Origin of the sequence: Ornithinibacillus halotolerans, from assembly GCF_014637405.1 — a bacterium.
GTDB lineage: Bacteria > Bacillota > Bacilli > Bacillales > Amphibacillaceae > Ornithinibacillus > Ornithinibacillus halotolerans.
The window spans coordinates 28,795-40,817 of record NZ_BMEY01000018.1; the positions used below are offsets into that span (position 1 = coordinate 28,795).

A 12,023-nucleotide genomic window follows, 5' to 3' on the forward strand; every position below is an offset into this window, starting at 1 on the left:
CAAGTCCCGAGTGAATCTCCTCACTCGGGACTTATTTTAACCCCAAATTTCTTTTGTAATCTCTACTATAAATCTCAATTTCTCCCACTGTTGTTCTTCTGTTAGCTTATTACCATGGTGAGTAGAGGAGAAGCCACATTGTGGACTTAATGCTAATTGCTCAAGTGGTACATATTTAGAAGCTTCTTCGATTCGTCTTTTAATAGTTTCTTTATCTTCTAATTCACCAAACTTGGAGGTGACAAGACCTAATACAACTTTTGGTCCACCATCCGGTATATGTTGTAACGGTTTGAAGTCACCAGAACGCTCATCATCATATTCTAAGAAAAATCCATCGACATTCTCCTTAGCAAATAGAGTAGGAGCGATTTGCGCATAACTACCTTCAAAAGCCCAACGAGATTCATAGTTACCACGACATAAATGAGTCGTAACATATAAATCATCTGGCTTATCTTTAAGTACACCATTTGCAACATATAGAGCCAAGTCTATTAATTCCTCGCGAGTTAATCCAGGCTCATAAGCTACTAAACTATCTGCATTTAAACCTGCGATATACACATCATCGAACTGTAAGTATCGTACACCAGCATCATAAAATGCCTTTAATGCATCACGATATGCTTGAATAATGTCATCTGCATATTCCTGAACAGTCGGATAAACTTCTGGATTGCGAATACCGCGATGGAATAACTGGTCTGGGCTTGGAATGGTTTGTTTTGCAACCGCTCTCCCAGCTACAAGGTCATTGAAAATACGGAAATCCTCTAAAAATGGATGATCTAGGTTAAATGAAATTTTTCCGGTATTCCGTACATCATATGGTTCTGTTTCGATTCCTTGGAAAGGAATACCTCGTTCTGGTACATACCCTTCAAACCCATTTAAATTTTCTAGAAAATCAATATGCCACCAGGAACGACGGAACTCTCCGTCAGTGACTAATTCTAATCCAACTTCAATTTGTTTATCAACGATTCGTTTTAATTCTTGATTTTCAATTAGACGTAAATCATCTTTGGTTATATTCCCGTTCTGATAATCTTTTCTTGCTTGTAACAGATTTTTTGGACGTAATAGACTACCAACATGATCTGCTCGAAATGGTGCTGTTAATGTTGTTTGACTCATATTATATTCCTTCTTTCTCTTATTATGGTAATAATGCAAATGAACGTACTGGAAATCCAGAGGCTTTCTCAGCTTTTGGAACAATGTTAAAGATTACTGCCCCTTTTGTTGGAACTTTATCTAAGTTAGTTAATAATTCCACTTGGTATGTATCTTGTTCCAACACATAATACTCACCAAGCAGTGCGCCATTCTTTCGATAATCAACAGCAGAATCGGTATCAAATGTTTCATGGCCAACTGCTTTTATATTTCTCTCTTTGAATAAGAACTTCAACGCCTCTAATCCCCAACCAGGTGCATGAGCGTTTCCTTCTTCATCTTTGTTGTTAAACAAGTCTTTATCTGGCCAACGCTTGCTCCAGTCCGTTCTCAACGCTACAAAACTTCCTGCTTCAATTTGTCCATATTCTTCCTCAAATGCAAGAATATCTTCCACGGATAGCGTAAAGTCATTATCTATAGCTGCCTCTTTTGATTTATTAATAACAACTAAAGGTAAAACTAGTTCCTTCAAATCTAGTTCTTCTAGATAACGTGTGTCTCGAACAAAATGAATAGGGGCATCTATATGTGTTCCATACTGCCCAGGGAAGGTAAAGCTTTGAGCAAAAAAGCCATCATCATGTGTGAAAAGTGTTTGAAATTCAGCATCTTCAAATGCAGAAAAATGTGGAGAATCTGGACCGAATGTATGAGTTAAATCGATCCATTCTTTTTCTTTTAATACTTCAATCGCTTTTAATAATTCATTCGATACTTGCAAATTTTCCTTTGTCATTTTCATCACCTCATGTTTTTTTCAATTAAAAAACCTCTTCTCATAGAATAAGAAGAGGTTTGTCATATCAAAAAACAAGGTCACTCTTCTTATCTTCAAGCATTACACTACTGGAATTGGCACAGTACTCGCATGAGTCCGCTGCCGAGGCTTCAAAGGGCCAGTCCCTCCACCTCTCTGGATAAGAGAATTCGGTAATTTAATTGTTAGACATCAATTTACACTGTATCTAGAAAATTGTCAAGGGAATTATTGGTCTATTTTAAAAATTATAGTAAAAAATTAATAATCTACATTAATTGACTTGTAAGGCCTTTCAAAGGTTAGAATAGATGGTAATGATGAAATAAAGGAGTATATGAATGGCTGAACAGAAAAGTATGATATTTTTTGATATCGATGGAACGTTATTAGACCATGAAAAAAACTTACCAAATTCAACTAAAGAAGCAATTCAAGAATTAAAAAGAATGGGGCATATTGTTGCTATTGCAACAGGAAGAGGTCCATTCATGTATAAAGATCTTCGTGAAGAATTAGGGATTAATACATACGTGAGCTACAATGGTCAATATGTTGTTGTGGAAGGGGAAGAAGTTTATACGAACCCATTAGACAAGTCTTCATTAAAAAAATTGACTGAACAAGCGTTATTAAATAAACATCCAGTTGTGTTCATGGATCCAAATGTAATGAAAGCAAATGTACCAGAGCATCCATTCATTACAGAAAGTATTCAAACACTTAAAGTTAATTTACCAGCGTACGCACCATTACACTATGAGGAAAATGAGATTTTTCAAACGCTTTTATTCTGTGAAGAAAAAGATGAAAAGCAATACAAAGAAGCATATCCTGAATTTGATTTTATCCGTTGGCATCCTTATAGTACGGATGTGCTACCAAAAGGTGGATCAAAAGCAAATGGGATAGAAAAGGCGATTCAAAAACTCAACATTACAATGGAACGAGTATATGCTTTTGGAGATGGATTAAATGATGTTGAGATGCTTTCTACTATCGTAAATAGTGTTGCGATGGGGAACGGAGTAGACGAGGCAAAAACTGTTGCCAAGTATGTAACGAAGTCTGTCGATGAAGATGGTATTTATCATGGATTAAAGATGGTTGGTTTATTATAATTTTTTAAAGCTGCTGTACCTTGTAGGACAGCAGCTTTTTTGTGTGGGGGAGAGGGAGGCATGGAACTTGTTTGGGAATGAATGAAATTAGTAGTAGGGATTTTAGTGAAATTATCGTTGCTAGCGCTGATGAGTGCCCGTAGCATCATAAAAAGGATAGCAACCGTCACTCATAGAGCTGATGAGTGCCCGTAGCATCATAAAAAGGATAACAACCGTCACTCATAGGGCGAATGAGTGCCCGTAGCATCATAAAAAGGATAGCAACTGTCACTCATAAAGCTGATGAGTGCCCGTAGCAATGAAAAAAGGCTCGCAACTGTCACTCATAGAGGCGATGAGTGCCCGTAGCAATGAAAAAAGGCTCGCAACTGTCACTCATAAAGCTGATGAGTGCCCGTAGCAATGAAAAAAGGCTCGCAACTGTCACTCATAGAGGCGATGAGTGCCCGTAGCAATGAAAAAAGGCTCGCAACCGTCACTCATAGGGCGAATGAGTGCCCGTAGCATCGAAAAAAGGATAGCAACCGTCACTCATAAAGCTGATGAGTGCCCGTAGGATCATAAAAATGCAAGCAACCGTCACTCATAGGGCTAATGAGTGCCCGTAGCATCGTAAAAAGAATCACAACCGTCACTCATAAAGCTGATGAGTGCCCGCTGCATCGAAAAAAGGATCTCAACCGTCACTCATAAAGCCTATGAGTGCCAGTAGCATCAAAAAATGAATCACAACCGTCACTCAGCCCGCTTAAATACTTTACCCAACCAAGAAAACACCCCCTCCGTCATCAATTAATTCCCTAAATTTATTTCAGACAGATAAAGAAACATGTTATGATACATATATAAATAATCTTATTAAAGGAAGATTTAAATGAACTTTGTGTCGATAGATTTTGAGACGGCGAACGAAAAAAGATATAGTCCTTGTGCGGTTGGGATAGTAATAGCTAATGAAAAAGAAATACTAGATGAATATTATAGCTTGATTAATCCAGAAACCTATTTCAATCCATTTAATATTCGTGTGCATGGAATTAGGGAAGAAGATGTACAGGATGCTATGACTTTCCCAGAGATTTGGCCTACACTTAATAACTATTTAACTGGGAATTTGGTTGTTGCACATAATGCTAGTTTTGACATGAGTGTAATTAGACAATCTCTTGATCGTAATCGGCTAAACTATCCAGAAATGGACTATCTATGTACAGCAAATATTGCGAAACAAGTGTGGCCAGAGATGGAAAATCATAAATTAAATACATTGGCAGCTCATCATGGAATTAATTTTAACCACCATAATGCGATAGAGGATGCTAGAGTTGCTGCGAAGGTAATGCAGCGTGCTATGGAGACAGTTGAAGAAAATTCTATTGATTCGTTCTTAAAGCAATGTAATATGACAAAAGGTAGAATTTTTGAAAGAGGGTATTATCCACCTAAGGTTAAACGAATAAAAAAGTATACGACTTTAAGAGTAAGATAAAAAGGAGAAACGTGAAAGGACGTTTCTCCTTTTAAATTGATTACTTCCTAAAACTACCTTGATAATCCTCGATTTTTGACTGTAGTTTATTAATCAATCCTACAACCCATTCAGGGTACTTTGTATTACTTTCAAGATCTAATGAATCTAATAACTTAGTATAGGTTAAAAGATTGTATAATCGTAAAAACATGGATATGTTTTCAACTTCATCATCTGTTATATTTGTTTTACTTTTATACCCATTTAAGAATTGAAGGAATATTGGGTTAGTAAAATCTACTTCCTGTGCAAACACATCTCTTAGTGCAAATGCGATATCAGCAGCATACCACCCATCTATACTACTTTCAAAATCTATCATTTTTATATTGTTTTCATCCCAAATTAAATTATCCAGTTCAAAATCAAAATGAATTCGTCCATAATTTTGGCATGTAACATTTAAATTTTCTATCCAACTCTTAATCTCTTTAAATTCTTGTTGCGAGGAAACATCCTGACTTGGTATAGATTCTTCTACACTTGGTAGTAAGTCTTGCAAGGTATAAATTTTTTTATCATTATTATAGGAGTTATACTGTTTAGAATTATGATGTAAGTTGCCCAACGCTTTTCCCCATTTATATAGCTGTTCGTCACTCAATTCTTCTAGTTCATATTGCTTTCCCTCAACAAAATTAAAAACAACAGCATAGAAGGTACCTAGTGCACTAGGTACTATTTCTATTGTATTTCCTTCTCTAGAAATAATCGGATAATTAACATGTACATTGTTTTTCCTAAGGTACAAAAGAAAATTAAGTTCGTTTTTAATCTTAGGAAGGTCTCCATGAGGTGTGAGTCTTAATATATATTCTGTTCCATCCTTCTTAAAAATAAAGATAAAATTACTGCTTGCTCTTACTAATCCTACTGAACCATCATCAAATCCCCATTTTTGCAACACATCCAAAACGATAGGAGATTCTGATTCAAGGAAATCATACATCGTTGATAATTTCATCATATTAATTTGTCCTCCTAATTAATTAGCAAGAACAAAATCGTCAGGATGCTATGTATCCCCACATTTGGACAAGTAAAAAGGACTACCATAATTCACTACGGTAGTCCTCTTAATAATGCATAAGTCTATTTGGAACGAAGGCCAATATTGGGTAGCGTAGTTTTTTGTTCTTGCATGAAATTTTGAATAACCACAATATCACCTTCCCTTTTCTAATCATTTCCTAACAAAAGTAATTATATCATTTTAAAATGTTTCAGTAAATGGAATGTTTAGATAATTAATTTTAAAACTCAGCCACAATAGGTAACATTATTGGTGTTTCCATTAACTCGAACTCTCCTCTAACCATAAGATAATCGACATCATTATATTCTACTGCCTCAAATTCCTCAGGAAATAAATCTGGACTAAAATATATGTTAATATCCGTAAATGAAAAAGGAATTACTGAACAAATTTTTTCTAATGATGGTAATTCTGGTCCAATAATATCGTAAAGTTCTAATACACCGTCATCAACTTCATAAATGATTATTACGTTCAATTCAGGAGAGAAAAATACCATTTCATGTAAAATTGGATTATACATATTTAAGTAAAATGATGGTGCATAGTTAATTGGATAAAATCGTGAGGAAGATGGTTTATTATTAGCAAATGCCCAACGAATTATTTGAATATCATTCGAGTCAAACATATCTAAATGGATTAGGCTCGATTCAGTCTGAGCTGCCGTGTGAGTCCATTTCCTTGTAAAGTAATATTCTTTAACTATTTTAAATCCAAATTTCATATACAAATCTGAATTGGAAGTCATTAAAAATGTTTGCTCGTACTTACTATCAATATACTTCAATGCTTTATTCATGAGAGAATTCATTAATCCTTGTCCGCGATAATTAGGATCTGTCATGACCGATTGAATTCCTGCAGCAATTTTCTTTTCTCCATTTATTACGAGCGGCATGTCAAATACCGATACATTCGCAATAGCCCTATTCCCATGAAACAAAGTAAATGGGGTATATGTTGCATCCCAAAATCCTCTCGCATAAAAATCTTTAAACGTATCTACTTCAATACCAAATACCGTTTCAAACAAAGGATAAAGCTTTTCACGTAAATAATTATTATTTGAGTAATTTGTTTCTAATTTAAACTGTTTCAATAAAAGTCCTCCCTATTTTTTCATCTTAAGGTTGGATAGTAGTTCCTGGCATTGTAATACCTCCTTAATTTGGCACAAATATTCATTATAGTCAAAAAATAGTACGTTATTATTCCATAAAATTAGAATTTGCTTTATAAATAGTGTATCCTTTTTACTGTACATATTTTGGTAAAACAGGAGGATTTTACATGAATAAGAAACGTTGGTTTGCGCTACTTGCTGCAGCCGTTTTATTTATCGTCTCTATTGGTTTTCAGTTTGTAACAAGTGTTGCAAGCACTAATTTTGACCAATTATTTGCCTTTCCAGAAAGTAAATTTGAAGAGGAAGTCATAGAAGAAGGAACTAGAGGTAAAATTGTAGTTCTTCATTTAAATGGGGTCATTCAAGACACCACTCCAAGTACGGTACTTAATACAACTTCTTACAATCATAAAGTATTCTTAGAAATGCTTGAAGAAGCTGGGAAAGATAGTAGTGTAGATGGAATTGTATTACGTGTAAATACACCTGGTGGTGGCGTTGTAGAAAGTGCAGAAATACATGATAAGATCGTTGAAATTAAAGAGGAATATAAAAAGCCTATTTATGTTTCCATGGGGAATACAGCAGCATCTGGCGGATATTACATATCAGCACCAGCAGATAAAATTGTAGCTCACCCTGCAACATTAACAGGGTCAATCGGTGTAATCATGCAAGGGTATGATATTTCCGGGTTAACTGAAAAATTAGGAATTGAATTTAATACGATAAAAAGTGGCGAATACAAAGATATTATGTCCACTTTCCGTGGGATGACAGACTCCGAACGAGCGCTATTACAAGAAATGATTGATGACATGTATGGTGATTTTGTTCAAGTTATTGTAGATGGCCGAGGAATGTCCGAAGATAAAGTTCGTGAACTTGGTGATGGACGTGTTTACACTGGTAATCAAGCAAAAGAGAATGGTTTAGTGGACGAGATTGGATCACTAGATGATACGATTGCTATGATGCAAGAGGAACATAAATTAAAAAATGCTCAAGTTGTTCAATACAATCAACCACAGGGTTGGGAACAATTATTTGGATTGACGGTTGAGAATTTTGTAAGTAAAGATGAAGAATTAATCAATGTGCTAAATATTGTACAAGAATCTAATATCCCTAGAGCAATGTACTTATATTCTAATTAAGGAGGGCCAATGATGAGTGAGGACAGTGTAATTTATCAAGGTACCCAAATATCTGAACAACGCTTCGCAGGGTTTTGGATGAGATTTTGGGCATATATCATTGATTTGTTGGTCATCGTTAGTGTGAATGGTATCTTGCTCTCACCATTTAAATTTATTAATGATGGAGTAGCGATTGATATCGGCTTCTGGACTGTTACCGGTATTCTTGGCGGGATAGTCTTTTATGCATACTTTTTACTCATGACCAAATATTTTGGACAAACAATCGGAAAGATGATCCTTGGTATTAAAGTTATTCGTGAAGATGAAAAGCCCCTACAATGGAGCGATTTATTTTTTAGAGAAGTGATTGGCAGATTCATCTATCAAGTGTTTGGATTTCTAATGTTGTTGTATGTTATTGTTGGCTTCACAGATGAAAAACAAGGACTTCATGATATGATTTGTGATACAAGGGTAATATTTGACAGATAATCGATGCAGACACGGGCTTTAGGGTTCGTGTCTTTTTATTTTCATGATGATAAAATATAAGGTAAATCTCTAATAGTCATTCTTTTGTGCAACTGATAAACTATTTATAATAAGTCTAAACTTGAAGAGGTAATTATGACAATACATACTAATACATTTCCAATACTTGAAACTAACCGACTAATATTAAGACAAATCACAGAAAAAGATGCAGAAGATATTTTGAAATATCTTTCCGATGAAGAAGTGATGCAATATTATGGATTAGAACCTTTTGAATCAATTCACGATGCGTTAGAAGAAATATCGTGGTATCAATCCTTACAAAATAATAAAACAGGTACTCGATGGGGTATTACCTTAAAAGAGAGCGACGTAGTCATTGGGAGTTGTGGTTTTCATAATACTAACTCAGAGCACTATCGAACAGAAATAGGATTTGAATTAAGTAAAGAATATTGGGGAAAAGGCATCGCTCGTGAAGCAGTGGAAGCAATACTAACTTATGGTTTTAATGAGTTGAATCTCAACAGAATCGAGGCCTTAATTGAACCGCCTAATCAATCGTCACAAAAGTTAGTAGAGCGGTTAGGCTTTATAAGAGAAGGATTATTAAGAGATTATGAATTTACATCTGGTAAATTTGATGATTTATATATGTATTCGTTGTTGAAAAAAGACAATAGACATGATTAAAAGTTAGAAAAATACTGTATCTAAAACATTGATGAACATCAACAGTTTAGGTGCAGTATTTTTATTTTTAAATCCCATTAGGTCGAATATTGTGGAATTCTTAATTCTTTTGCCAAGCTATTGATTCTATGAATTATCTGAATTAAAATAATATATAGAATTTTGTTTCGTGAAAGTCATCAATCTATTTGGAGGAGTGGTAGGAGAATGAACACAGATTCAAATGTACTTGATGGACTAGAGAAATTATTGAAGCGGGCTCGAAGAAATACATTAGGGGATCTACTAGCAAGAACGAGAGAGCGGACGCCAGATAAATTTGCGCTTGTATACCGGGATAAACGGTTAAATTACGAAGAACTTGATTCTTTAGTTAATCAAACAGCCTATGCTTTTCGCCAGCGAGGAATGAAAAAAGGTGACATGATAACAGTAATGTCTAAAAATAGTTTGGATTTTGTCGTTGTGAATTTTGCCCTTGCAAGAATTGGTGCAGTCATGGTTCCGATTAACTATATGCTGACAAAAGAGGATGTTGCTTACATATTAGAACATGCAAAAGTATGTGGATTAATTGCCTCGGAAGAATACGCACCAGTTTTAGAACAAGCATCTCTTGGACGAGAGATGAAATTCCGATTTCTAATGGATATTGATGACGGGGATATATTAGATGGTAGGATGGAGGATTGGTCGGCATTACGTGACATCCGACAAGATCAACCAACTGATTTTGTTGATGCAGATATATCCGATGACGATTTATGTCATGTTCTATACACAAGTGGAACAGAGTCACGTCCAAAAGGTGTCATGCTTACTCATAAAAGTATTGTAAGTGAATATGTAAGTTGTATTGTTGATGGAGACATGGCTGACGGTGATGTATTAATTCATGCATTACCGATGTATCATAGTGCACAATTACATTGTTTCTTAGGTCCGAGTATTTATCTCGGGTCGAGTGGAATCATTCTCGATGGAGCAAGTCCAGAAGTAATTTTGCATACGATTGAAAAAGAAGGAGCAACCCAATTATTCTGCCCACCAACTGTGTGGATTGCTCTATTGAGACATCCTGAATTTGATACGAGAGATTTGTCTACATTAGAGAAATGTTACTATGGTGCTGCCATTATGCCACGAGAAATATTAAAAGAACTTTCCGAGCGATTACCAAATGCACGTTTTTGGAATTTTTATGGTCAAACAGAGGTAGCTCCACTTGCCACTGCTTTACAACCAGAGGATCAATTGAGAAAACTAGGTTCAGCAGGGAAACCAAGTCTAAATATGCAAACAAAGATTGTCGATGAAAATGATGAAGAAGTACCACGTGGGGAAATTGGAGAGATTGTTCATCGTACACCACATGCTATGAAAGGTTATTTACATGATCCAGAGAAAACATTAGAAGCATTTCGTGGTGGTTGGTTCCATAGTGGAGATTTAGGAGTAATGGATGAAGAAGGTTATATTACGATTATTGACCGTAAAAAAGATATGATCAATACTGGTGGTGTCAATGTCTCCAGTCGAGAAGTTGAAGAGGCGATTTACCAATTAGAAGGCGTTTCCGAGGTAGCTGTTATCGGCATCCCAGATAAATATTGGATTGAAGCGGTAACCGCAATTATTGTCCCGAAAGAAGGTAGCGACCTAACAGAAGAATCAGTCATAGCGTATTGTAGAGGAGTCTTATCAAAATTTAAAGTCCCAAAATATGTTGCATTCGCTGATTCACTTCCGAAAAACCCTAGTGGTAAAGTATTGAAACGAGAACTTCGTGATGAATATGAAGGATTAGGAGAAGAGAATTAATTGAAAAGGCAAGCATTCCAGATGGAGTGCTTGTTTTTTTATGGATGGCGGATTATTGCTGAGTTTGGCGGATTAAATTGTGATTTGGCAGATTAAGCTGTGGAATGGCGGATTATTGCTGAGTTTGGCGGATTAAATTGTGATTTGGCAGATTAAGCTGTGGAATGGCGGATTAAATTGTGATTTGGCAGATTAAGCCGTGGAATGGCAGATTAAATCGTGAAACGGCAGATTAAGCCGCAGTTTGGCAGATTAAATCGTGAAACGGCAGATAAGGCCGCGGTATGGCAGACTAGACCCGAGAACGGCAGATTATTTTTTTATATCATAACCCGCTCATCTAATTTACTATCCCCCTTGGATAAAATATTCCAAACCAACTAATACTACTTAATGGAGGTGTTTATGATGGCAGAAAAAAGTGATAACTGGAGCAAAAAACGTGTTGTATCAAGTGTTAATCCTCAAGGCTTAACTGAGGAAACTGCAGACCACCGTCCAAAATCACAACTTGAAGATCGGGCAAAGAAAAAGAATACAAAGATATGAAGTAGGTGAAGACAATCGATCATACTTTACATTACTTACGTGAGTCATTGTCCAATTATGAAGACCATGAATTAAGTACGACGATATATAACAAGTTAACAAACAATACTTACCAAAATGAAAAGGCTTTTGTCGATGCATTAGATGATAAGGAAATGCAGTATTTGGAAAAGATTTTAGAAAGAGAAATTAATTATGCAGAGAATGCACAAGATCCACTAAGGGTAGAGCAATTAAAAGAAGTATATGAACAGATTTTTTAAAAAAGAAAACATAGGACATAGGCCCATTTTCCATTATTGGATGACATTAACATTGCTATTTTAAGATGGTCATAGTAATATATAAATACAAGCTACGATGTTCGTATTTCAATAAGTTTTAACCTCTAATTGGATAATAGGGAGTTTTATATTGGAACTCTAATGCCGAGCCGTCATTGCGTTGCGGAAGGCAGGAAGGTTTCTGCAAACACCCACTTGGTGAAGTGGTGGTTTAAAACTTTTTATATCAAATACGGCATATGTGGCTGCTGAATATGTAAATGTAACGACCAGTTTC

12 protein-coding genes, 1 other RNA gene and 1 riboswitch are annotated in these 12,023 nt (G+C 35.5%); of the genes, 9 read left to right on the forward strand and 4 right to left on the reverse strand.

All coding sequences use genetic code 11. The features are described from left to right. Positions 1-36: 36 nt before the first annotated feature. Both IEV35_RS15280 and IEV35_RS15285 read right to left on the reverse strand, forming a co-directional pair. A complete protein-coding gene (locus IEV35_RS15280) occupies positions 37-1,140 on the reverse strand; it encodes a 5-methyltetrahydropteroyltriglutamate--homocysteine S-methyltransferase (protein ID WP_188385539.1) in 1,104 nt (367 codons plus the stop codon). Positions 1,141-1,162: 22 nt separating this feature from the next. Then, positions 1,163-1,921, reverse strand: a complete 759-nt coding sequence (locus IEV35_RS15285; protein ID WP_188385540.1) for a cyclase family protein — start codon at positions 1,919-1,921, stop codon at positions 1,163-1,165. Positions 1,922-2,007: 86 nt separating this feature from the next. Beyond that, a riboswitch (SAM riboswitch) is annotated at positions 2,008-2,109 on the reverse strand. A 174-nt stretch (positions 2,110-2,283) separates the two neighbouring features. Here IEV35_RS15285 and IEV35_RS15290 point away from each other — a divergent pair. Together IEV35_RS15290 and IEV35_RS15295 are read left to right on the forward strand one after the other, a co-directional pair. Beyond that, complete coding sequence (locus IEV35_RS15290; RefSeq protein WP_188385541.1) at positions 2,284-3,063, forward strand: Cof-type HAD-IIB family hydrolase; 780 nt, start codon at positions 2,284-2,286, stop codon at positions 3,061-3,063. A gap of 877 nt (positions 3,064-3,940) precedes the next feature. Further along, positions 3,941-4,555, forward strand: coding sequence for a 3'-5' exonuclease (locus tag IEV35_RS15295; protein WP_188385542.1), 615 nt, complete (start codon positions 3,941-3,943; stop codon positions 4,553-4,555). Between the two features lie 40 nt (positions 4,556-4,595). Here the strand turns inward: IEV35_RS15295 and IEV35_RS15300 are convergent, their stop codons facing one another. Both IEV35_RS15300 and IEV35_RS15305 read right to left on the reverse strand, forming a co-directional pair. Beyond that, positions 4,596-5,564: a phosphotransferase enzyme family protein gene (locus tag IEV35_RS15300; protein WP_188385543.1), complete on the reverse strand. Its 969-nt coding sequence runs from the start codon at positions 5,562-5,564 to the stop codon at positions 4,596-4,598. Between the two features lie 286 nt (positions 5,565-5,850). Continuing rightward, positions 5,851-6,735: a GNAT family N-acetyltransferase gene (locus IEV35_RS15305; RefSeq protein ID WP_188385544.1), complete on the reverse strand. Its 885-nt coding sequence runs from the start codon at positions 6,733-6,735 to the stop codon at positions 5,851-5,853. A gap of 191 nt (positions 6,736-6,926) precedes the next feature. Between IEV35_RS15305 and sppA the strand changes: the two genes are divergently transcribed. From sppA to ssrS, 7 genes are all read left to right on the forward strand, one after another. Continuing rightward, entirely contained in the window at positions 6,927-7,919 is a 993-nt protein-coding gene (gene sppA, locus IEV35_RS15310; RefSeq protein WP_188385545.1) for a signal peptide peptidase SppA, read from the forward strand. A gap of 12 nt (positions 7,920-7,931) precedes the next feature. Further along, on the forward strand, positions 7,932-8,396 hold the full coding sequence (locus tag IEV35_RS15315) for an RDD family protein (protein ID WP_188385546.1): 465 nt from the start codon (positions 7,932-7,934) through the stop codon (positions 8,394-8,396). 135 nt (positions 8,397-8,531) lie between these two features. Next, positions 8,532-9,092 carry a GNAT family N-acetyltransferase gene (locus IEV35_RS15320; RefSeq protein ID WP_188385547.1) on the forward strand — a complete coding sequence of 187 codons (561 nt, stop codon included), beginning with the start codon at positions 8,532-8,534 and terminating at the stop codon, positions 9,090-9,092. Positions 9,093-9,299: 207 nt separating this feature from the next. Further along, the gene (locus IEV35_RS15325) at positions 9,300-10,913 is read left to right on the forward strand and encodes an acyl-CoA synthetase (protein ID WP_188385548.1); all 1,614 of its coding nucleotides are present in this window, start codon (positions 9,300-9,302) and stop codon (positions 10,911-10,913) included. A gap of 408 nt (positions 10,914-11,321) precedes the next feature. Further along, a complete protein-coding gene (gene sspL / locus IEV35_RS15330; protein WP_188385549.1) occupies positions 11,322-11,462 on the forward strand; it encodes a small, acid-soluble spore protein L in 141 nt (46 codons plus the stop codon). A 14-nt stretch (positions 11,463-11,476) separates the two neighbouring features. Then, positions 11,477-11,725 carry a sporulation protein gene (locus IEV35_RS15335; RefSeq protein WP_188385589.1) on the forward strand — a complete coding sequence of 83 codons (249 nt, stop codon included), beginning with the start codon at positions 11,477-11,479 and terminating at the stop codon, positions 11,723-11,725. An 86-nt stretch (positions 11,726-11,811) separates the two neighbouring features. Beyond that, positions 11,812-11,998: non-coding RNA, 6S RNA (gene ssrS / locus IEV35_RS15340), on the forward strand. Positions 11,999-12,023 lie beyond the last annotated feature (25 nt).

Coding starts and splice junctions, on each gene's coding strand:
- IEV35_RS15325 (WP_188385548.1), top strand. CDS start 9,300: ATGAACACAGATTCAAATGTACTTGATGGACTAGAGAAATTATTGAAG.
- IEV35_RS15285 (WP_188385540.1), bottom strand. CDS start 1,921: ATGACAAAGGAAAATTTGCAAGTATCGAATGAATTATTAAAAGCGATT.
- IEV35_RS15300 (WP_188385543.1), bottom strand. CDS start 5,564: ATGATGAAATTATCAACGATGTATGATTTCCTTGAATCAGAATCTCCT.
- IEV35_RS15280 (WP_188385539.1), bottom strand. CDS start 1,140: ATGAGTCAAACAACATTAACAGCACCATTTCGAGCAGATCATGTTGGT.
- IEV35_RS15290 (WP_188385541.1), top strand. CDS start 2,284: ATGGCTGAACAGAAAAGTATGATATTTTTTGATATCGATGGAACGTTA.
- IEV35_RS15315 (WP_188385546.1), top strand. CDS start 7,932: ATGAGTGAGGACAGTGTAATTTATCAAGGTACCCAAATATCTGAACAA.
- IEV35_RS15295 (WP_188385542.1), top strand. CDS start 3,941: ATGAACTTTGTGTCGATAGATTTTGAGACGGCGAACGAAAAAAGATAT.
- IEV35_RS15320 (WP_188385547.1), top strand. CDS start 8,532: ATGACAATACATACTAATACATTTCCAATACTTGAAACTAACCGACTA.
- sppA (WP_188385545.1), top strand. CDS start 6,927: ATGAATAAGAAACGTTGGTTTGCGCTACTTGCTGCAGCCGTTTTATTT.
- sspL (WP_188385549.1), top strand. CDS start 11,322: ATGGCAGAAAAAAGTGATAACTGGAGCAAAAAACGTGTTGTATCAAGT.